Below are 23,037 nucleotides of genomic sequence, written 5' to 3'. Positions count from 1 at the left end.
AAGCTATTATAACACACTGTATAGTTTTAATGTTGAAATTCAACAAAAAAGGAATCTGCGTTTGCAAATTCCCTTTCAGATTTATTATCTTGAACCTTTTTCGTATGGCTGACCATCTGCAGCTGGTGGAGTTGTCTTTCCAACGAATCCTGCCAGTGCAAGCATTGTTAAAACATATGGTATGCATGCATAGAACTCTGTAGGCAAAGACCACCCAAATCCTTGTGCAGCAATTTCAAAGGAGCCGCCAAATGCAAATAACAAACAAGCCCACATGGTTCCAACAGGCTTCCAGTTTCCAAATATCATGGCAGCTAAGGCAATAAACCCTCTTCCTGCAACCATGCCTTCTCTGTATACTGGTGTTATGCCTATTAATGAAGCCCCGCCCAGTCCTGCTAAAACGCCGGATAAAACTACACATGAATATCTAACTTTATAAACATTTATTCCCAATGTATCAGCAGCGCTTGGATGCTCTCCCACAGCTCTTATTCTCAAACCTATAGGAGTTTTGAAAAGCACGAAATTTGTCACAAAAACCAATACAATAGCTAATATTACAAACCAATTTATATTTGATAATATATATCCAATAAAAGGGATAGATTTTATCCAATTAGGCATATTATATGGTAATGCCTTTACAATATCAGTCTGTCCGCCTTTTTTGAAAACTTTAATAATCAAAAAACTTGCAAGTGCTGTAGAAAATAAGTTAATTGCAGTACCTGAAATTATCTGGTCAGATTTTAAGGTTATGCTTAAAAATGCATGTATAAGTGCAATTGCTCCTCCAGCAAGCATGGCACATAATACACCAACTAATGGGCTGCCTGATATATATGTTCCCAGCACTGCAAAGAAAGCGCCCATTGTCATCATACCATCAAGTCCTATATTAACTACTCCTGATCTTTCTGAAAAAACTCCTCCCAGTCCAGCAAAAATCAAAGGTGTAGCAGTTCTTAAGGTTCCTGCAATCAATGTCAAAATTAATAAACTACTCATTTACTAACACCTTCTTCTTTCTCTTTTTTTCTGAGAAGTATTTAACTATATAATCAGAAGCTACGAATATAATTATTATGGATTGAATTAAATATACTATTTCTTTTGGTATTCCATTAAGCTGTAACATTTTTGAACTGCTGTTTAAGGCTCCAAATAACAATGCAGATGGTATGCAGGCAATAGGATTACTCTTTGCAAGCAAGGCAACAGCCATTCCATCAAAACCAAAGTTAGGAAAAGCCATCATATCATTAGCCTGATGCATTACTCCAGCTATATGTGTTGCTCCTCCAATACCAGCAATTGCTCCAGACAGAACCATTGCAAGTATTAAATTTTTAGTAACACTTATTCCGCTGTATTCTGCAGCAGATGGGCTTATTCCAACTGCTCTTATTTCATAACCTACTGTAGTTTTCCACAGCAGCCAGTATATAAATATGGCACATAAAATAGCAATAATCAAACTTATATTTGCCCTGCTTGTACTGGTAAATCTTAATAACTCGGCACTTTTTTGTATTAATGGTGTGGTAGCCTTTCCCTTTACAGCAATGGGTGACCTAAGTATTATCCAGTTTCCCACAAACATAGCAATATAATTCATCATGATTGTATTTATAACTTCACTAGTTCCCTGTTTTGCCTTTAGATAGCCTGGTATGCCTGCCCAAACTGCTCCTGCAACGATACCGCCTGCAATAATTAATATTGCATGAATTACAGGATTAAGTCCTGGAATTAATCCAATTACCGAAGCTGCCATCATACCTGCAATAAACTGTCCCTCAACTCCAATATTAAACAATCCGCATCTGAAGGCTATAGCATTTGCAACACCTGTAAATATAAGAGGAGTTACATACACCATTGTTTCCAATGTTTTTCTTCCATCACCAAAGCTTCCGTTCCATATGGTTTTAAAAAGTTCACCAAAAGCAGTAAAATAATCTGTTATTGAATATCCTTTTGCCCATAAGACAAAAAATACAGACACGAAAACTGCAATTACTATTGCTAATATTGGAAAAGCAATGCTCTTTAACCCATTCTTAAATGACTCAGAAACCTTATTTTTTTTATTTTCTTCCTTAGCCATTGCTCTTCACCCCTTTTTCCGCTTCTTCCAAAGTTCCACCAGCCATTAGAACGCCTAGTTTAAGCTCTGTGGCATCTTTTCTATCTAAAATTGATACTATCTTTCCATCATACATAACTGCAATTCTATCTGATAAAGCCATTATTTCATCCAGCTCTAAGGATACCAGTAAAACTGCTTTCCCTTTATCTCTTTCTCGGACAAGTCTCTTATGTATATATTCAATTGCACCTACATCAAGTCCTCTTGTTGGCTGTGAAGCAATTAATAATTCCGGATCCTTTGCAATTTCCCTGGCAGCAATGAGCTTCTGCTGATTTCCTCCTGAAAGAGATGCTGCTGTTACCTCATCATTTGGTGTTCTTATATCAAATTCTTTTATGAGTTCCCTGCAGTGCTTTCTAATTTCACCATAATTCATCACTATACCATTTGAAAATGGCTTTTTGTGGTGAACTCCCATAATTGAGTTTTCAAATAATGGAAAGCTTAATATAAGTCCTCTTTTATGTCTGTCCTCAGGAATGTGTCCAATACCGCTTTCAATAATTTCCCTTGGACTTTTTGCAAATATATCCTTGCCATTTAATTTTATGGATCCACTCTCAGGCTTTCTAAGACCAGTAAGTACTTCTACAAGTTCAGTTTGTCCATTTCCATCTACACCTGCAATGCCAAGTATTTCTCCTGATCTTATAGATAAATTGACACCATTAACTGCAGGTAAGCCTCTGTGATCCTTTGCTGTTAAATTTTCCACCTGTAGAATTTCTTCTCCAGCTTTCATTGGCTTTTTTTCTACTACTAAATTTACTTTTCTTCCTACCATAAGTTCAGCTAATTCATCTATGCTGGATTCCTTTGTCTTTAATGTTCCTGTAACCTTACCTCTTCTTATAATAGTTACTCTGTCACTCATTTTCATAACTTCTTTTAATTTATGAGTAATTAATATTATGGATTTCCCTTCATTTACTAAATTATTAATTATAATACCAAGTTCATCAATCTCCTGAGGTGTTAAAACAGCTGTGGGTTCATCAAGTATTAATATTTCAGTACCCCTGTATAATGCCTTTAATATTTCCACCTTTTGCTGCTGCCCTACAGAGATATCTTCAATTTTTGCATTAGGATCTATATGGAATCCATATTTATCAGCAATTTCACGTACGTCTTCAACAGCTTTTTTCATATCTATCTTAAGTCCCTTTTGGGGCTCAATTCCTAAAACAATATTTTCAGCTACAGTAAAATTATTAACCAGCATAAAATGCTGATGCACCATACCTATTCCTAATTTAATCGCATCATTTGGGTTTGTTATTTTTGCTTGTATACCGTTTACAAAAATTTCTCCTTTTTCTGGCTGGTACAAACCATATAGTATATTCATAAGCGTAGTTTTACCTGCTCCATTTTCGCCTAGCAATACATGGGTCTCTCCCTTTAATAACTCAAAGTCTACATTGTCATTTGCTATGGTCCCGGGAAATATCTTGGTTATACCTTTCATTTCAATTACTTTTTCCATGTGTAATTCTGGTTGCCATAAACTTGTAACCAGTGCCTCCTTCCCCATATTCTAGAAATTGTTAATACTTATGTTATAAAAAGCTAGATGTTTTACTACATCTAGCTTAAATTTATTATATTATATACCTAATATGATATTTTTGAAAGTTTTATTTTACTTCTGGAGCTGTAAAATTTAAAACATCTGCTCTTGTAGCTGGAACTTTTATAGTCCCGCCTTTAATTGCATCAGAATACTTATTAACTAAATCTAAAATATCCTTAGGAACGTTTTTATCTGATGATGGAGCTATTCCTACACCGTCTTCTTTTAATCCAAGTTCAACAAGTTTTCCACCTTGGAATTTTCCTTCTTTAACATCTTTAACAGCCTGGTAAGTAGCAACATCAACTCTCTTAACCATGCTTGTTAAAATTACGTCTGCATATTCAGGAACTGAAACAGCCTGATCCATATCAACACCTATAGCCCAAACTTGTTTTCCTGAATCTTTAAGTTCTTTTGTAGCTTTAAACATTCCAATACCAACACCACCAGCAGCATGGAAAATAATATCGCATCCTGAACCGTATAGTGATTTTGCAAGCTCATATCCTTTATTTGAATCAGCAAATGTATCAGCATATTTAACCATTGTTCCTAATGCTTTTCCATCAGAGCTGATTAATCCTTTTGCAGCTTCTGGGTTAACTGCTTTAACTCCTGATGCAAAGCCTGCCTCAAACCTGTTAATTAAAGCAGAGTCTTTACCACCGATAAATCCTATTTTATTTGTCTTAGTCATTTTACCAGCAATAACACCAACTAAGAATGAACCTTCGTGTTCTTTAAACAAAATGGATTCAACATTTTTTAACAGAACAGGGTTTGAAGCTTTTGGATCTTCATAAGCAACTGAATCTATTAAAGCAAAATTCTTATCAGGATACTGCTTTGCCTTATTTTCCATAGCTGTTTCCATTTGGAATCCTACACCAAAAGTTAAATCATCACCATATGCAACAAGTGCATCAAGGTTAGCTTCATAATCCTCTTTTTGTTTTGATTCAATTGGTTTGTAGTCAACACCAAAATCTTTAACAGCCTTCTTTATTCCTGTGTCTGCTGACTGGTTAAATGATTTATCATTTAATCCGCCTTCATCAGTTGAAAGACCAACTTTTAGTTTCTTTTCTGTTTTTGTTGAAGAATTAGTATTAGGTGTTGGTTTACTGCTGCCGCATCCAGCAAATAATGATACTGTCATTATTGAAGCTGCGATTAAAGCAACTACTCTTTTTTTATTCATTAAAGTTCCCCTCCTAAAATATAATCGAATTTCTACCAGCATTATATATTTCTACAAATTGTTGAAATATCCTTCTTTTTTTGTTCTGTGAAGTACTAAAAAATTAAAGTATTACTTTTTTAATGTGCTGTTATATAAATATTAAAAAATCATATAAAAAAGAACCATTTACTGTAAAAGTTTATTTATATCCAGCCTCTTTTAAAATTTTAACAGCATTTTCTCCATCTTCATCATTTACCAGCACTACAGGTCCTGTACATCCCATTCCGCTTTCTGAATAAATTCCCTTTGACCATAAAAGTTTGCAGCAGTTTTCAAGCTCTAAAATATCTATTCCAAGTATGGCATATGTTACAACCTTTTTAGGCGGTATCTTTATTTCTTCATCGTTTGCTTTTGGAGCCTGCTTTAAAAGTATTTTATTAAGTATATCCTTAAGTCCATGTTCATTTGCTTTTTTAAATTCCTCACCTGAGGTTTTCACCAGGTTATTTTTACAGCATATGCTGCAATATCTCAAAGCTTCACAAATTAATGGTGCACCGCTGGCCCTTGAAATAATATTTATTATTTTGTCATATCCTTCGCCTATTCCTGGTCCATAGCCGGCGCCAATGGTTTCAAAATCTCCTCCAGTAGTATAGGAAGAAAAAATCTTAATTAAAAGATTGCCTGTTAAGGAATCACATACCATTACATCGGGAGTACCAGCAAGCAGGTCATTTCCTCTCATAACTGGCCCTCCATCAGCTCTCAGTGAATTTGAAAAATTAATAGTATAACCATTGCGGCTTAGTTCATTAAGGGCTTTTTCAACTCCTCTGGCACCATCTAAATTTAGTATTCCGATTGATGGATTTTCTATGCCATTAGCTTTAGCTGCAGCAATGCCATCAATAGCATTTATAACCATTGCCTCTACTCTGTTTGTTGCACTAGTTCCCGTAGTTGTAGCTATGAACATTTCTTTTCCCAGGCCAGGTGTCATTACCTTTCCTACCGTTGACACACCTATAGGAAAATCAAAATGCTGTGTTACGCAGCCATCAATTTCTCCCTTCTCCAGCATGTCAACCATTTTTTTATGACCCTCTTCAGCATTTTGAACCTGTACTACCTGAAAATCGCACTGAACTTTTGGTCCTATGAGAACTATATCAAAATCCCCATACTTATTTTTTGCAAGTACTGCAGCTCTCACCATTTCTTCTATCCCATGTTCAGAACCAAAGGTTGTTAAACCGATTTTATATCTTTTCCCAAAGCTTCCGCTTTTTATGCCATCTGCAATTTCATCAAATACCTCGGCTATAAGCTTCTTAGTTTGATCCATTTAAATCACCCCGACTATTCATTTAAAAGCTGATCTGCAAACTTTTTAAACTGTTCAGCAATCATATTTTTTATTTCATCCTTTGATACTGAAGGTATTTCATCTTCTAATCCTTTATTTTTTTCTACTAAAATAGATACACCATCAAATAGATTGGTCATTCTTCCTAAGAATAAGCTTCCTTTCCCTATTATCATGAAGTTTTCCAATGAGCCATCCTTAATATGTTTTAATCCATGCCCAACTATTGGTACTCCTGAAGGTATGTGGCCTTGAGTTGGAGCGAAACCTGGGTATCCATGCTGTTTTACAAAGTCAGGCAGCTGCTTTCTGTCTAGTTGACCTGTTTTAACAGCCAAGGCACCTATCATTTTGTAATTTTGTGTTGGTACATCTCCTGCACCAGCAGGTTCAGTTATATCAGGGTTCTGCATTTCAGGTGCATACTTGTTAACATCTGTTATCTTCATTCCATTTCTTTTTAAAGGTTCTGAAACCAAAGCTTCTATTACTGCCTGAGGTGCTGCTCCATGAGCTATTGTATGTCTTCCTATAACATCTGTCCTAAGCACTGGGCTTATACCGTCATTTTCTGAAATCAGAATGGCAAAGCCACCAAGGCAGTCCTCTAGTATTGGGAGTCCTTTCTTAACATGGTCTTTTCCATTCATACCAAGCTTAGCTGTACATCCTCCTGCAAAAACAATAACATTCTTACATATTCCTGATTTAACCAGGGCAGAAGCATTAATAACTGCATGGGTTGGTCCTGCACAAAATCCCCTCATATCAACTCCTGTTGCACCTTTTATACCTGCAATTTCTCCACAGGCTTTTGCAATATTTCCCCCGCCCCTCTGATTCATATCACCAATGGCTTCTTCAGAACATTCAATTAAATAGTCCACATCATTTGGATCTATACCTGTCTTTTTCATTAAGTGCATTAATGAAAGAACCCCCGATGCTTTTACTGCAAGATTCTCTAACATTATATGAGATGAAAGGTTTGTATCAAATTCATGTGCCCTTTTCACGCATCCTTCTAGTTTTTCCCCATTATATAAACCTTCAGCAATGCCGCTTTTCACCATATCCTCTATGATATTTATGTCCTCTCCTTCTCCCAAAGCATCTACCTTAGCATTTAACAATGGATGAACTGCAAATTTTTCTTTAACTATTTTTGTAAAATCCTTTGTAAGGAGAACAAGTTCAAATACATCTGATATCTTTAAAAGTCCGTAAAATTCCTCCTCAGGCATTATTTCACCAAATTCACCAAACCTGTCGGCGCCATCCACCTTTGAATTATGCCATGGTCTTTTAATCTCTCCTAATTGTTCAGGTGTCATATTTCCTATATAAGTCTGATTGGGAGCATATGCTACCACATCATTAAATTCTCTTAAATGCTTTGGTAACTCCTTTAAATATTCTGACTTGGGATTTGCTTTTCTTTCCAGAGTCTGTGTTGTACCATTATGTATTACCATATCTGGAGTATTAATTAAAATATAAGCTGCATTTTTTATAACTGGGAAACTCATATCGTTACCTCCTAAAACTTTAATATGCAATTAACAATTGATAATTGACAACTCTCGATTTTATCAATTATCATTTATTAATTATAAAAAATAAGAAATTTGTATAGTATGCACTTTTTAAATTTATAAAAGTGCATACTATACATTTATGGATTTTAGTATTTAATTACTTATCAAATACAGTCTGATCATCCACTGGTGTCTCTAAAGCCTTTAATGCTCTTTCTACTAGTTTATATCTAAGTTCAAACTCTTCCTTTTTATCCAGAGAAGGATCTCCAAGAGGATGAGGTATTGCTATTGTTGGAACTATTCTGTTTGCGCCAACAGTAAGAGATATTGGAACTATAGTGCACATGTGAACTACTGGAAGTCCTCCACGTTCAATTTCTTTTACAAGCGTTGCACCGCAACGTGTACAGGTTCCTCAGGTGGAGGTTAATATAACTGCATTTACTCCATCTGCTACCAGCTCTTTAACTATCTTTTCACCGAACTTTTTTGCTGATGCAACTGCTGTACCATTACCAACAGTAGCATAATAGTATCTATAAAGAGAACCTATTTTTCCTTCCTTCTCCATCTTTCTAAGTACATCTACAGGAAGCACTCTGTCAGCATCGGCATTTGCATATGTTGGATCATAGCCGCCATGGGCAGTTTCATAGGTTTCCTCAGTTAAATCCATAACTCCTTCAATATCGTATTTACCATATTTAGAAGCGCTTGATGACTCAATATGATCAGGATTTCCCTTAGGTACTATACCTCCTGATGTAACTAAAGCCACTTTAGCCTTTGACATATCCGGTACTGCTGGATTTGGCTTTACTCTGTCAAATACAGGCATTTTAAATTCAGTTACAAATTCTTCGCCCTTAAGCTTCTTTATAAGTAAATTAACTGCTCTTTTAGATCCTCTTTCAGCTGCAAAATAATTTTTTCTGATTCCTCTTTCTATATATCCTTCCGAAGCAGGATCCAATATAGTTTCTCCCTTACCAAGTTTAATTGCTAACTTGGCAATCTTAGGGAGTGCCTCTCTCATTCCTACAGCACTATTTTTTGTTTCAATAATATACAAATATTTCTTGTATAAATCTACTCCAGGGTTTTCTTTATACATTGCTGTCAATACGGGTATATTCAGCTTTTCCTGAACTTCTTTTGCAATGGTTCCACATGCAACTCCATATCTTCCTGCATTAAATGCTGGACCTGCAATGAAAACATCAGGATTGTATTTTTTAACCATTTCAAGTACTTCAGCTTTAGCTTCATCTAAATTTTCGTTAAAGAATGAATCCCCGCAGATTACAGTTGCAACTATCTGTGCCTCACCTTTAAAAATGCCGTTCAGACCCATACCAGGCCCTACAAAGCCTTCTCTTACCTCTGGTTTGTAATCAGCCTTATCTTCTCCGCCTATACCAGCATAGAACTGGTTTATATAATGAACTACTCTTATCAACTGTTTCACCCCTTTTGGTATTTTTGTAGTCAATCAGCGATTTAAAGTTTTGAATATTGATCTCTTATAGTCTTAACTTCAGCAATAATTGCATCTACATCCAGAACCATTTCCATCATTCCACACTGTTCATCATAAACTGCTGCATCGCATTCATTTTTTATTTCAGGCTCTACCATATGATAAACTGGAAGTGCTAATGCTATTCCTGCTAAAGGTCCTGCATAAGTTGGATCTCCTGCGGAAACTGTTTCAGCAGAAAGTCCTGAAGCTTCAGCCTCTGCTCCTCCTAATACAACAACTATATTTTCTGCACCAAACTTTTCTGTTAAATCTTTTACTCTTTGTTGGATCTCCAGATCCATAGCTCCTGCGGCTGTTCAAACAAAGCATTCTGTTGATGCAAAAATAACTTCTGCTCCTGCACTTTTAACACAAGCTTCGATGGCTGGTCCTGGTATACCGTCCCTGTCACCTATGGCAATAACTTTTTTTCCTTTTAACATTATTATTCCTCCTATTGTTCAAATTAGAATTCTTTTGCAGTTAAGTAATTATATCCAACTTCACTTGTAGCTCCGGTAATAACCTGAATTTCAGCTTCTATGGAGCCATCTTCTCTTAAGCTTCCCATATGACCTCCAGCTATAATATTTACAGCTTCTGGATGCCCTATTACCTTTTCCATAGGCTGAAGTACTACTACTTCATTAGCATTGCCGGCAGTAACCACTGCATCGCCTTTTGTTGTAGCATCAGCTAAGGATTGTGAACTTCCATCCTGGCCAGCGTACTCATCAGTTACCAGCACAGTTTTAATACCTTTTTCAGTTATTTTATTGCAGTTCATTACTAAATCAGCATCTGGGTTTCCAAAGCCCTCTTCTGAAATGATTACCGCATCTGCTCCTAAATATTCAACTAATTTAGCAGTGTAATTTGAAGATCTTTCCTTATCTGCTAAATAAACGTTTTCATTTGTTATTATACATCCAAGGAAATTATAATCCTTACCATGATGTTCAAATAAATCTTCAATTATAGGATGATTCATATGCACATAAGTAGGATTCTTATCACATGCAGATACACAGTTTCCGCTGACAATAGCTCCATCAAACACTTCTGTTGGATAAATAAATGTTGGGAGTATCTTCTTAGCATCTACTCCATATACATATGTGTCATGTAACAGCCCCTGGCTTTGAAGCATATATACATAAACAACCTTTGGCAGTTCAGGATACTTTTTCACCTGCTCAAGCAGAGGTAATGTTTCATAAACTTTAACCTCATCAGGGGTGATATTTCTTCCAGCCTCTCCCAGATAAGCTGCAGCTTTAAAGCCTACCATTCTTACAGCCTCTTCATGTTCATGCTGATTAACACCGTTTTTGGGTTCGCATTTTATTACCAGGTTATTAGTTTTTGAGAATGGTGTGTATTTGGCACCTTTTCCAGCCATGTCAATGATTCCCTCCTGGAAGCCCACTATTTTACCGGTTGTAACAACTGCTGCACCTTTAAGAACATGTGTCCTGCCTGCACCAACCATATCAACCTTGCTGATGAATCCAGGGAAAATACCGCCTTTTCCATCTACTTTTACTCTTGGTTCCACTACATCTTTTACTGGAATTATTCTAACCTTTTCTCCTGGTCTGGCAATGTCCAGTGTTATGCTTTCCAGTCTTTCATCGCCGCCAATTTCATTTAAAAGCTCTTCCTTATTTACGTAAAGAATACCATTTTCAACCTTTGTTTCAGCTGCAAACTGCATATCTTTAATAAATATTTTTCCAAGTTCTAGACGCAAAATATTCACCTCCAAAATTTATATAACTTCAATCGGGATATTTTATACATATATTGAATTTATTATCCCGACTGCAATTAGCATAAGACTATTTTACAATGTTTCATAAACTGATTTTATGAAGTTTTCCACATCATCTAATGTGCTTATCTTGTCTGGAGTAATAGTTTTTAATTTTTCACCATTTTTATAAATTATCATAGTGGGCAGTCCCAATACTCTCTGTGAAATAGCCAGTCTTCTTGCACTTGCAATATTCAGGCTTGCAAACTTAATTTTATCTCCATACTTTTCTTCAAGGCCGTGAACTCCTGGCATAAGCTGTTTGCATATTTCACATTTGTCACCCCAGAAGTCTACAAATACAGGCTTTTCAGAAAAATTAGCAACTTCAGCATCAAAATTTTCCTTATTTAATTCAATCATTTTATATCCCTCCAAAATTTATTTTAAAGTACTTATGCAGTGTTTTTAATGCAAAGTACTTATATAAGCCTCAGCTGTGGTTGCTGCAATTGCACCGTCAGCTGCTGCAGTTATAATCTGTCTTAAGGATTTTACTCTTACATCTCCTGCTGCATATACTCCAGGTATATTAACTCTCATGTCCTCATCAGTTATGATGTATCCCTTTTTATCCATATTAATTTTTCCTTCAAATAGCTGTGAAATTGGATTATACCCTACAAATACAAAACATCCATCAAACTTAACATTAGTTTTTTCACCAGTTTTAACATTACGTACAACCAATCCTTCTAGTATTTCATCGCCAATTGCTTCATCCACCACTGAATCCCAGATAAATTTAATTTTGGGATTTGCGAAAGCCTTTTCTTGTAATGACTTAGCAGCTCTTAGTGAATCTCTTCTATGAATTACAGTAACAGTTTCTGCAAATTTGGTTAAATAAATTGCTTCAGTTATTGCTGAGTCTCCTCCACCAATTACAGCTACATCCAAATCCGTAAAGAAGTCTGCATCACATGTTGCACAATATGAAATTCCTTTTCCTCTTAATTCATTCTCATTTTTAAATCCTGAAAGTCTTGGATTAGCTCCAGTTGCTATTATTATTGTTTTAGCTTCATAAGTTTCTTTTCTGCATTTTATAACTTTAACACTACCTTCCAGCTGGACTTCCTGAACTTCATCTTTTACAAACTTTGTTCCGAATTCCTCTGCCTGCTTTCTCATTCTTTCGCTTAAGCTGGAACCTGTAGTATCTTCAGTTGATCCAGGGTAATTTTCTATCTCATCAGTAGTTGTTACCTGTCCACCGTATTTTGCTTTTTCAATTATTAAAGTATCCATTCTTGATCTTGATGCATATAGTCCTGCAGATAGTCCTGCCGGGCCTCCGCCTATTATAATAGTGTCATAAATGTGTGCCATTTTATTTCCTCCTTTAATTAATTACATGATAAATCATGTCATAATCTATAACTCTAAAATCCTCCAATACCTGTTCATCCCATACAGCTTTCCCCATTTTTAAAAACTTTTCTGTAGTTATTATTGCCTCTTCCATAATAGTTAATGAGTCATAATCAACTTTATTATAACTATTTTTGCTGATTAAAATTGTTCTGTATGGTGTCTCATTAGGTTTTATGCTGCTCATCAAGGGGTGAGTAAGCAGCTTATGCCCCTTATGAATATAATCCCTGACTTTTTTCAGCACTGCCATTGTATCACTGCTGATGAACTCTACATCATATTTTTTTTCTAAGTTTTCCTTTGATAAAGGATTGTTTGTTATGGCAATAAATTGTTCAATCATAATAAATTGCTCCTTTGAAATAAAAAAACAGAGATAAAAGCCCAATGCTTTTACCTCTGTCCTGTTAACCTGAGAGATTTACTCCTTCGGTGCTACGCTTTCCAGAGTTCTGTCCATCTTCGGTCCTTTTGCCTGAGAGCTTCGTATTATATTTTGGATAATAATACTTATTCCTTCGGCTATCTGTATAAATATTTATCCTATATCTAAATTATACAAATTATCTTCCGAAAATTTCATTCAGTTTTATATATATATCTTTGTCTTCATTATATAATATCAATGTATAAAATTCTACATTTTTCATATATACATATTATTTTATTTTTTAATAGCGTCTATAATGTTTGTCAAATCATTAATGAAAAAATAATTGCATCAATAGTTTTCAATAAAAAAAATTCCACATGCTCCTGGGCCTGCGTGTACTCCTACCACACACCCAACCTCACATTCTATAAATTTTGTTTTTTCTTTATTTAAATCTTCTCTTAGAATGTCTAAGATATCTTTATTATGGACTTGATCCAGAATAGACAATTCTCCAGGTTTTATGCCCACTTTTGAAACATAATCCAATATATATCTAATAGCCTTTTTACTTCCTCTTACCCTATCCTTAAGTGCCATCTCACCATTTTCAACTGCTAATATTGGTTTTATGCCTAATATATTTCCAATTCTGCCTGCTGTTTTTGATAATCTTCCACCCTTTACTAAATTGTCTAAAGTTTCAAAGGCTAACACACTTTTAACATGGGGAATAGCTTTTATTATTTCTTCTTTAATCTGGAATATATCTAAGCCTTCATCCCTGAGTCTACAGGCTTTCAGTACCAATAGGCCAAGACCTGAGGTAACATTTAAGCTGTCTATTACAACTATATCATTAGTTTCCAGCATATCTTTTGCTATACAGGCTGATTGATATGTTCCACTCATTTTAGATGATAAATGAATGGATATAATCTTATATCCATCATCTAAATACTTTTTATAACAGTTATAAAATCTTTGTGGATTTATTTGAGCTGTGCCAGGGAATTCATCCATATTTTCCATTTTATTAAGAAGCTCATCTAAATTTATATCTATACCATCCCTATATGTATGTCCATTCATTGTAACCAGCAGCGGAAGACATTCAATATCATTTTCTATAAGCAGTTCTGATTGCAGATCTGCAGTACTGTCTGTTATTATCTTTATTTTGTCCATGGTCTTAACTCACCTACTTCATATCGGGAAAACCAAGCTGTCTTAATGCTTCATAAGCAACAACGGCCACAGAATTTGATAGATTTAATGATCTTGTTGTAGTTTTAATCATTGGGACTCTTATACATTTTTCAGGATCACTTTCTCTAATTCTATCTGGTAAGCCAGCTGATTCTTTACCAAAAATTATAAAATCGCCTTCTTTAAACACAACATCAGTGTAATATTTATTACCATGGGTAGTGGAAAAATAAAAAGCAGAATCCTTATATTTTTCTCTTAGTTCATCATAAGATTCATAAATGGTTAAATCAAGATACTTCCAATAATCCAAACCAGCTCTTCTCAAATGTTTTTCATCTAAACTAAATCCCAAAGGCTTTATTAAATGCAGCTTGCATCCTGTCAATACACATGTTCTTGCAATATTTCCAGTATTCTGAGGAATTTCTGGTTCAAATAATACTATGTTTAAATTCAAGTAAGTTCCCTCCACTCAATAATATCTAATTATATAATATAACTAATACATCCAATTCCAAAGTACTTAATAACAATGTTTACAAAAAATTGTTTATTTGTTCTGTATAATCCTTTATTCATTTAAAATAAACTTTTCTATAGCTTTAGCCACTCCATGCTCTGAATTTGTATCTGTAACATAATCTGCCTGATTCTTAACATAATCAGGAGCATTCCCCATTGCTATGCCAAGTCCTGCATATTTTATCATAGGAAGATCATTTTCGCTGTCTCCAATGCAGATTATTGATTCTTTATCTATATCATAATAATTTGCTAATACCTGAACAGCATGTCCCTTTGATGCACCTTTATTCATTATCTCAAAATTATTATTCCAGGAGCTTACCACCTCAAAATCGCCTAAATTTATTATTTCATCTTTAACTTTATTTAATTTTACATTATCATCATCAATAGCAATACATTTTACTATTTCACCATCATTTTGCTCAAATGTTTTTTCCCAATCATCAATTACATTGATTTTTATCTTCATATTATCAGGCAGGCTTTTATTTGCCTTAGCATAAAACTCAGATGAATATAGTAACTTTGCAGTTAAAATTGCAGTGGTTGTATTGAAATGAAAATATAAATCATTAGCCTTCAAAATAGATGCAATTTTTCTGCATTGATCTATTGACAGAACATTTTTATAAATCACTTCATCCCTGTCTTTTTCTCTTAAATAAGCTCCATTAGAAGCTATTATAGGAGTTTTTATTCCCAGAATATCTGAATAATAATAAGCAGATGTAAATACTCTGCCAGTACTTATGGCAACCTTAACACCTTTTTGAGAAGCCCTTTTAATTGCACTTTTGTTTCTTTCACTAATGCTGTTTTCTTTATTCAGCAAAGTACCATCCATATCTAAACACAATAATTTGTATTTCAAAATTCAACAATCCCTTCATTTGTTTATTAAACACATTATTAATTATATCAGACTTTTTAAATAATTGTATGAATTCATATTACTTATTATTGTTATTGATATAATTTGTAATACCTGAAGCAATATTTTCTGCCATATTCATTAAAGTGCTATCATCTTTTAATTTTTCTCTGTCATCCATATTGGTAATATAACCGCACTCAATTAAAGCACATGGAATATCTGAATATCTTAAAACAGCAAGATTTTGACTTTTGATACCGTTATTTATCCAGCTGCTATCTCTGCATATACTGTTAACTATATCCTTAGAAAGCAGCATCCTTTCCTTTGGCATTGAACTTTTATTGCTGTAATAATAGCCTGTTATTCCCTTAACACCAGAATCTTTATATGAATTAATATGAATTGATACCATTAATTTAGCATTTGAACTATTAGCAATTTCACCAATCTGTTTTAATGGAATAAGTTCATCCTTATCCCTTGTAAGAACTATATTAAACCCCTTAGCTTCCAGCCCTTTTTTTATATAATTTACTATTTTTAAATTAATATCCTTTTCATATAAATTATCATAGCTTGTCCCTTTATCCACTCCGCCATGCCCTGCATCCAGCACAATGGTGATCTTCTCATTTTCTTTTACCACATCTCCTTTTGATGTTTTTGTATTCTTCGCCAGAACTATATTTGATAATAAGCTAATGTCCTTCTTATTTACCATTAAAGTATCATCAAATTTACTAATCATAATAAATACCAGAGTAAAAAAAATGCAAGAAAAAATAAATCTTTTCTTGTCAGCAATTCTCAACATCCTCACCTCTCACTATTTGTTATTATATTAATAATATACCAATTTATGTAATACTTCAATTCATAATATTATTTACTTTTATTAAAACAAAAAAGGTGTGGCAGATTACTAGTTTTTAGTAATCTGCCATACCTTTAAATTTAAAGCTTTTTTATTTAAGCATTACTTTTCAGCTAATTCCACCAGACTATTAGTTAAGGAATTTAAGCTTTGTATATCTGCATCCATTTCCTGAAGCTTTGCAAGCTGTTCCTTAAAATTATCCGCAGAAGAGTGTACACTTGAAGCTATATTGTTTACAGATAGATTGATTTTGCCTAAAATATCGTTAATTTCATTTATAGATTTATTGCTGGAACTGGACAATTTTCTTATTTCATTTGCCACTACGGAGAACCCCTTACCATATTCTCCTGCTCTTGCAGCTTCTATTGCAGCATTTAATCCTAATAGGTTAGTCTGTGATGCAACACCCTTAACGAAACCTATTACCTCATCTGAGTTTTTAGTACTATTTTCAGCCTCTTTAACTTCAGATATTACTTTATCATTGGTAGTTACAGTTTTTTCAACATCTGTTGTTATGATTTTTGAAGCCTGGCTTATACTATTCACCGCATGGCATAATTTTTGTGATAAATCCTGAATCTCATAATGTCTTTTCAGTGATTTAACCAAGACTATACTTCCTATTATTTTATTGCTGTCATCTTTTACAGGTACTCCTATGGCCTTTATTTCAACACCAAATACCTCTTTTGGAACTATTAGTGATAATACCTTCTTTGCCTTAATGCATTCATAGGCAGCCCCACCAGGTCTTAAAGGATCCCCGGGAGAAGCATTCATGTTAATATTTTTGCTGTTTACAACCTTAATAAAACTAGTTAGGTTTGACATGGTAAAAGCTATTTCATCATCAAAAAAATACTGCATATATGGTATAAGTTCATTAAATGCCTTCTGTAAAGTATTTTCTATGATTATATCATCCATTTTCTAACTGACCCCCATGCTTAATATTTGATAATAAACATAATATTTCAACATATTATCCATAATTTATACAACAATGTAATTATACTTCTTTTACTAATAATTTGTAACCCTGAATTTATATAGGCATAAAAAAAGTGGCTGTCACAAAATATCCAGTCCTCAAAGATTTTTGGGACTGCTACGGTGTTTAGATATTTACTTTCTATAGACACCTATGGCCCTTTTAAATAATAATGTTGATGTGAATAGGACTTCATCAAAAGAACAAAGATTAAAGAACAAAGATTTGCAAAAATCCTATGCCGGCAGGCAGACAATTAAAATAAAGAACGTAAATGGATTGCCTAAAACATCGAAAATTTTTTCTTAAAATTCTCCCGGAAGGGACAGAAAAGCATTGAACATGATGAAAAAAGAGTACATGACAAAAGTGTAAGCCATATAAATATTACAAATAAAAAGGTTTGTGTACTTACAGTACTGGATTTGCATAATAATATTTATTCCAGGGCCGTAGGCACTGGCAGAATGTATGCAAATGATATTGATAATTTTATTGGCAAAATACTCAATAATAATAAAAAGGCATGTTCAAGGCCAAAGCAATTTTTTGCTCTGTACTTTAAGAAAAAGAACATAAGGGAGATTAATGAATATCTTGATAATAGCTCTGAAGCAGTAAAATACAGATGCGATTGCATGGAATGGATGTACCGTTTTAGAGGTGTAGCAACAAAGTATTTAAATAATTATTTGAGCTTATTCAAATTCTTAAAGAGTTCTAATTTTAATAACATTTCATTTGCAATAAATAAATTTATAGAAGCAATAAGTAAAATTAATATTGAAAATACATATACAAATATGAGAAATGCTAAAATATGTTTTAATTAGCCTGTCCCTAACGGGAACTTGTTACTTTATCAACACTATTGAATAAAAGAGCCATATATCTAAAGCAGGAAAGATTAAAGAACAGGCTTTAATCTTTAGTTTAAGCCTTCAATAAAAAATGAGCCTTGCATCAGCAGTTTTAACTGCTAATGCGACAGCTCCTTTTTGGTGCGGGTAACAGGACTCGAACCTGCATGGTTTCCCACTAATACCTGAAACTAGCGCGTCTGCCAATTCCGCCATACCCGCTCATGCTTTAATATTATATCATATTTTTATGATTAATAAAACCGCAACTTTTAGTAAAAAAACAGTTTTTCTATATAATATCTAAGTTTACCTTGTGTTTCCTTCAAATATTCCTCTACAGATATTAAATAATCTTTTTTATCCGCATTTATATTTTGCTTCCCTCCATAAAACTCCTCATAGGCTGTTTTAACCAAAGAAACCATTTTAAATCTTAATTTCAATTCATTTATATTAGAAGCAAACTCCATATCACTAATACTGTCTTCTTTTACCATACCTGATGTTTTTAATCTTTTTATAAGCTGGTTATATAATGGTATTATACTTTTATTTCTAATTATTGATCTTGTTTTTATTATAATAAATATTACTCTTATAAACAACAGCATAGTAAGCGCTGTAAATATTGATATTATATAAATTACCTTTTTACTAAATAAAGATTTATCAGCTGACTGATTAACAATGTCATTTTTATCCTGCATATTTTGATTTTTCTTAATCTGATATTGTTTATTCTGCAGTTCACTTTGTGCCTTTGCTTTTTTAAGCTGTTCCTCTTTAAGTAATAAATCTGTTGAATCTGGTATAGGATCTAATACAGCCCACATATTTTTTGATGGGGATACCAATATTTCGCACCATGCATGGGCATTTTTATTGCTTGCTTCATAAAGGCCATCACTGTCTTTCTTATCTGTTATGTGAAATCCCTCTACATATTTTGCGGGAATACCTGCAATTCTGCACATAATAGTTGATGCCGTGGCAAAATATGTGCAATAACCTTTTTTCTCAGTAAAAAGAAAGTAGTCTAAAAATTCCTGCTCCTTTGGTACCTCTGAAACGTCTAATGTATATTTATAATTAAGAGAAAGATAATCAAATATTGCCCTTGCTTTATCATAGCTTCCATGCTTATCCTTTGTTATTGTATTTACCAGTTCAATAGTTCTGTTACTGATATTATCAGGAAGCTGAAGGAACTCCTTGTACTTTGAACGAGCCTGCTCAGAAACTTCCTTTTCCCTGTTATCAATTGTTCCATTATATTCTCTTGACATTTCCTGGCTTATATAATTGTTATCTGGTAAGTTAATGAACAGATTATCTGCCATATTTGAACTTCCATAATACTGTACTTTATAGGACTTATTTACAATTGTACTGTTTATATAACTTCCAAATTCATCTATAAATGCCTTACCATTTTCGCTTATTGTAACGTTTTCAGTATACCTTGGCACAAATAGTGTAGAGCTTCTAAGCTCATTTGGATAAATCATCAAAGTCCTTTTCCCATTTAAAGGTTCAATAAAACCCTGTGTATACTTTGGCCCTTTTTCCGCATCCACATAATTATTTTTAGTTTTTTCCCATGAAAAACCATCATATTTATCTTTTATTGATCCAGTGAAATACATTGGTTTATTTTCATCATTTTCCTGGTTAAATTCTATTTTGAAGGCAGTGAGATCATTAATAATAACAGGGCCTCCTAGTTTCACGCTGCTGTCATCATATCCTGCAAAAGATATATTATATTTATTTTTTATATCACCTTCAGCTTTTTTATTAGCTGCAAATTTGTTTTGTAGTTTATTTATTATACTGCCATCATACTTACCCAGAAAGTTCTGTGGAAGTACCTTGCTTATACCGGAAATTATTATACTGCTTAGTATTATATATATAAATACTTTATTAAATGAGCTGTTTATATTAACTCCTGTCTTCCTAAATTTTCTTTCATTTTCATTATATTTATTAGAGGCATATGTTATTAAACTAATCATTATAAACTTAAATAAATTATTTTTAATTTGAACATCATAGCCTGTATACCAGTAGCTTATCATCACCGTAAAGGTTATTATAATAATGAAATTTTGAAATCTTTTATGAGTAAATGCCACTATTAGAAGGGAAATAAGAGGAATTAATACAATAATATATGGTTTATATAAATTATAGTCCGCAGAGGTTCCATCAGATATTGAATTTACTATAGCAATGCCATTATTAACATAAGTCTGCATAATACTATTAATATCCATCATATAGTGCATAAAAAGTGCAGTTAATATTAAAATTACCGCAGTAAAATATATTCTATTCTTTCTTGTTTTTAATATATCCTTATAAAAAGCCCATATTAATATACTGCATATATATAATAATGTAACTGATCCATAGCCAAATCTGCTGATTTGAAAACAGCTGCTCATTACACTTAAATTAAAAATAATATTAATATATATAAGTATAATAAAAACTATATTATCCTTAATAGTTCTCACCATTACACCTCTTTTCAGTGCAGATTACCTGTGTAGATATTTAAAATCTCTATATAATAAGCTCATTAAAATTTATACAATCTATTTGAGAATTTTTAATAACATTTATATAATTTAAGTCCCTTGGATTTTCTAAAATATAGATTACTGTGACCCTATACCCCATATTCATAATATTTATAATGCAATTTGCAAATTCTTCATCTGCCTTGTGTGTAAATATCCCAAGCCAGCTGCCTTTGTGAATGCTTTCCAGGCTGGAATATATAAATTTAATATATTCCATTTTACCTTTACTTTTATTAACAAGAAAATATTCCATAAGAGTGTTGAAATCTTCCCTGCTTTCTATGGAAAACCTTTGCACTGAACTGTTGTTAATAAATACATCACAGGTTATATCTCTTATCTGCATATTATTTATTACAGAAACACATGCCCCTACTATTTTTTCTTCAATTATATGTCCGTTTTCTACAAAATAATCATCCTCATTCATATTAAAGAGCAATGTACACTTTTCTTCGGATACATTATCAAAATCTTTAACGTAAAGCTGTCCATATTTTGCACTGAGCTTCCAGTGAACTCTTTTTAAGCTATCTCCCGTATTGTATTTTCTTATATCTTTTACAGCTGATATATCCTCAAGGGTGCCCTTGAAATTTACAATATTTCTTATAAGATTATATCCATTGACCTCAATGCCCTTTATATCTGTTATTTTTGGATAAACCTTAATTTCCTCATGAGAATTATAATATTTCCTTATTTTAAAAATGGAAAACAAATCTGATATATTTAAATCATTGTCTCCAAAATTGTATATTCCCCTTACTTTAAAATTAACTTTTCCTTTTATTATTTTTTTCTCATCAATGTTCAGGTTTATTGACTGCCCTTTATACTTTAGATTTAAATCAGCCAATGCCCTGTTTTTTATAATTAGAAAAGGTATGGGAAGCAGAGTTAAGTTTTCTATAATTAATTTATATTCACCTTGTTCACCGCAGAAATATAAATTTCTATCCATTTCAGTTTTCATGTATATGCCGTTCTTCATCTTTATCACATATAATACCCCAAGCAAAAAAGATAATAAAAATCCATAAAAAACAGCATAAGGCAGATTCCCACCCTGGGAGTAGGCAAATACAAGTGCACAGATCATTAAAGCTGCAAATTTTTTATCTATTTTAACCACGGAACCACCTTCCGAAACAATACTATTTTATTCTTGGTACAGGTAAAGTCTTCATAATATCATCGATAACATGACTTGTAGTATAGTTGTTAGACTTGGCAAGAGAAGATGATCTTAGTCTGTGATCCAGCACTATGTGTACATTTTCCCTTACATCCTCTGGAATTATATAATCTCTTCCATTAATATATGCATTAGCCTGAGATATTCTAAGTAACGCCAATGAAGCTCTTGGGCTTGCGCCTAAAATTAAAAATTTGTTGTTCCTTGTAGCATCAGCTATATTTGCTATATAATCAAATATTTCTTTAGATGCTGAAACCTGCCTTACTTTTTTCTGTATCATCAATATATCCTCTGCATCAGCTACAGTTTCTAAATTTTTTAAAGGCTCATCATTTATATAAGTACTTAATATTTTTGTTTCATACATCTTATCAGGATATCCAAGTTTAACCTTAATCATAAATCTGTCTAACTGAGCTTCAGGCAGTATAAAAGTGCCTTCATACTCAACTGGATTTTGTGTTGCCATAACTATAAATGGTTCTTTCATTTCATAAGTATTATTTCCTTCTGATACCTGCTTTTCCTCCATTACCTGCAGCAATGCAGACTGGGTTTTTGGTGATGTCCTGTTTATCTCATCAGCTAACAGTATATTACAGAATACAGGTCCTTTTTTAAACTCAAATTCCATGGACTTCTGGTTATAAATTGAAATACCTGTTATGTCTGATGGCAGCAGATCTGGTGTGAACTGAATTCTGTTATAAGAGAGATTCACAGATTTTGATAGTGCTTTTACAAGAGTAGTCTTCCCAACCCCAGGGACATCCTCTATTAGTATATGCCCATTTCCAATTATTCCTTTTAATATATTATATATTTCATATTCTTTTCCTATAATTACTTTTTCAATATTAAGTACAATTTTATTTATAACACCCTTATCGTCCATTCATACCTCTCCTTATTAAACAAAACATTTATATACTTTTCTTAACATATATAATTAGATATTTATGTAATA

21 protein-coding genes, 1 tRNA gene and 1 riboswitch are annotated in these 23,037 nt (G+C 33.2%); of the genes, 1 reads left to right on the top strand and 21 read right to left on the bottom strand.

The annotated features are described in order from the left end of the window. Window positions 1-84 precede the first annotated feature (84 nt). From EQM05_RS01665 to EQM05_RS01585, 17 genes are all read right to left on the bottom strand, one after another. Window positions 85-1,011, bottom strand: coding sequence for an ABC transporter permease (locus EQM05_RS01665; RefSeq protein WP_128748333.1), 927 nt, complete (start codon window positions 1,009-1,011; stop codon window positions 85-87). Further along, a complete protein-coding gene (locus tag EQM05_RS01660) occupies window positions 1,004-2,113 on the bottom strand; it encodes an ABC transporter permease (RefSeq protein ID WP_128748331.1) in 1,110 nt (369 codons plus the stop codon). Before EQM05_RS01660 ends, EQM05_RS01665 begins: the two co-directional genes overlap by 8 nt. Beyond that, window positions 2,106-3,647 (bottom strand): ABC transporter ATP-binding protein, encoded by a 1,542-nt coding sequence (locus tag EQM05_RS01655; protein WP_128748329.1) that lies wholly within the window; start codon window positions 3,645-3,647, stop codon window positions 2,106-2,108. The genes EQM05_RS01660 and EQM05_RS01655 overlap by 8 nt, the downstream gene beginning before the upstream one ends. A gap of 151 nt (window positions 3,648-3,798) precedes the next feature. Continuing rightward, window positions 3,799-4,938: a BMP family ABC transporter substrate-binding protein gene (locus EQM05_RS01650; RefSeq protein WP_128748327.1), complete on the bottom strand. Its 1,140-nt coding sequence runs from the start codon at window positions 4,936-4,938 to the stop codon at window positions 3,799-3,801. A gap of 181 nt (window positions 4,939-5,119) precedes the next feature. Continuing rightward, window positions 5,120-6,274, bottom strand: coding sequence for a glycine/sarcosine/betaine reductase complex component C subunit alpha (grdD, locus tag EQM05_RS01645; protein WP_128748325.1), 1,155 nt, complete (start codon window positions 6,272-6,274; stop codon window positions 5,120-5,122). Between the two features lie 14 nt (window positions 6,275-6,288). After that, complete coding sequence (grdC, locus tag EQM05_RS01640) at window positions 6,289-7,824, bottom strand: glycine/sarcosine/betaine reductase complex component C subunit beta (RefSeq protein ID WP_128748323.1); 1,536 nt, start codon at window positions 7,822-7,824, stop codon at window positions 6,289-6,291. Window positions 7,825-7,990: 166 nt separating this feature from the next. Continuing rightward, a complete protein-coding gene (gene grdB / locus EQM05_RS01635) occupies window positions 7,991-9,295 on the bottom strand; it encodes a glycine reductase complex selenoprotein B (protein ID WP_128748321.1) in 1,305 nt (434 codons plus the stop codon). Window positions 9,296-9,336: 41 nt separating this feature from the next. Next, window positions 9,337-9,801 (bottom strand): glycine/sarcosine/betaine reductase complex selenoprotein A, encoded by a 465-nt coding sequence (gene grdA, locus EQM05_RS01630; RefSeq protein WP_128748319.1) that lies wholly within the window; start codon window positions 9,799-9,801, stop codon window positions 9,337-9,339. Between the two features lie 23 nt (window positions 9,802-9,824). Further along, the gene (locus tag EQM05_RS01625) at window positions 9,825-11,111 is read right to left on the bottom strand and encodes a glycine/sarcosine/betaine reductase component B subunit (protein ID WP_128748317.1); all 1,287 of its coding nucleotides are present in this window, start codon (window positions 11,109-11,111) and stop codon (window positions 9,825-9,827) included. 93 nt (window positions 11,112-11,204) lie between these two features. Beyond that, window positions 11,205-11,537, bottom strand: coding sequence for a thioredoxin family protein (locus tag EQM05_RS01620; protein WP_128748315.1), 333 nt, complete (start codon window positions 11,535-11,537; stop codon window positions 11,205-11,207). A gap of 45 nt (window positions 11,538-11,582) precedes the next feature. Then, entirely contained in the window at window positions 11,583-12,506 is a 924-nt protein-coding gene (gene trxB, locus EQM05_RS01615; protein ID WP_128748313.1) for a thioredoxin-disulfide reductase, read from the bottom strand. Between the two features lie 13 nt (window positions 12,507-12,519). Then, window positions 12,520-12,894, bottom strand: coding sequence for a GrdX family protein (locus tag EQM05_RS01610; protein WP_128748311.1), 375 nt, complete (start codon window positions 12,892-12,894; stop codon window positions 12,520-12,522). A gap of 110 nt (window positions 12,895-13,004) precedes the next feature. Beyond that, window positions 13,005-13,134, bottom strand: a riboswitch (glycine riboswitch). Between the two features lie 138 nt (window positions 13,135-13,272). Further along, window positions 13,273-14,112: a DegV family protein gene (locus EQM05_RS01605; protein ID WP_128748309.1), complete on the bottom strand. Its 840-nt coding sequence runs from the start codon at window positions 14,110-14,112 to the stop codon at window positions 13,273-13,275. Window positions 14,113-14,125: 13 nt separating this feature from the next. Continuing rightward, window positions 14,126-14,593 carry a tRNA (cytidine(34)-2'-O)-methyltransferase gene (locus tag EQM05_RS01600; RefSeq protein ID WP_128748307.1) on the bottom strand — a complete coding sequence of 156 codons (468 nt, stop codon included), beginning with the start codon at window positions 14,591-14,593 and terminating at the stop codon, window positions 14,126-14,128. 114 nt (window positions 14,594-14,707) lie between these two features. Next, window positions 14,708-15,535, bottom strand: a complete 828-nt coding sequence (locus tag EQM05_RS01595; RefSeq protein ID WP_128748305.1) for a Cof-type HAD-IIB family hydrolase — start codon at window positions 15,533-15,535, stop codon at window positions 14,708-14,710. A gap of 79 nt (window positions 15,536-15,614) precedes the next feature. After that, a complete protein-coding gene (locus EQM05_RS01590) occupies window positions 15,615-16,289 on the bottom strand; it encodes an N-acetylmuramoyl-L-alanine amidase (RefSeq protein WP_164917162.1) in 675 nt (224 codons plus the stop codon). 228 nt (window positions 16,290-16,517) lie between these two features. Then, window positions 16,518-17,351, bottom strand: a complete 834-nt coding sequence (locus EQM05_RS01585; protein ID WP_128748301.1) for a methyl-accepting chemotaxis protein — start codon at window positions 17,349-17,351, stop codon at window positions 16,518-16,520. A gap of 489 nt (window positions 17,352-17,840) precedes the next feature. On the opposite strand from EQM05_RS01585, the gene EQM05_RS01580 reads away from it, so the two are divergent. Further along, a complete protein-coding gene (locus EQM05_RS01580; protein ID WP_128748299.1) occupies window positions 17,841-18,248 on the top strand; it encodes a hypothetical protein in 408 nt (135 codons plus the stop codon). A 166-nt stretch (window positions 18,249-18,414) separates the two neighbouring features. Here EQM05_RS01580 and EQM05_RS01575 read toward each other — a convergent pair. The 4 genes from EQM05_RS01575 to EQM05_RS01560 form a co-directional block, all read right to left on the bottom strand. Then, window positions 18,415-18,497: transfer RNA gene (locus EQM05_RS01575), tRNA-Leu, on the bottom strand. Window positions 18,498-18,547: 50 nt separating this feature from the next. Further along, window positions 18,548-20,803, bottom strand: coding sequence for a transglutaminase-like domain-containing protein (locus tag EQM05_RS01570; protein WP_128748297.1), 2,256 nt, complete (start codon window positions 20,801-20,803; stop codon window positions 18,548-18,550). 46 nt (window positions 20,804-20,849) lie between these two features. Further along, complete coding sequence (locus EQM05_RS01565; RefSeq protein ID WP_128748295.1) at window positions 20,850-22,004, bottom strand: DUF58 domain-containing protein; 1,155 nt, start codon at window positions 22,002-22,004, stop codon at window positions 20,850-20,852. Window positions 22,005-22,026: 22 nt separating this feature from the next. Then, window positions 22,027-22,965: a MoxR family ATPase gene (locus tag EQM05_RS01560; RefSeq protein WP_128748293.1), complete on the bottom strand. Its 939-nt coding sequence runs from the start codon at window positions 22,963-22,965 to the stop codon at window positions 22,027-22,029. Window positions 22,966-23,037: the final 72 nt, after the last annotated feature.

The organism is Clostridium sp. JN-9 (assembly GCF_004103695.1).
In the GTDB taxonomy this organism is placed as follows: Bacteria; Bacillota; Clostridia; order Clostridiales; family Clostridiaceae; genus JN-9.
This window is presented reverse-complemented; position numbering and strand designations above follow the sequence as displayed.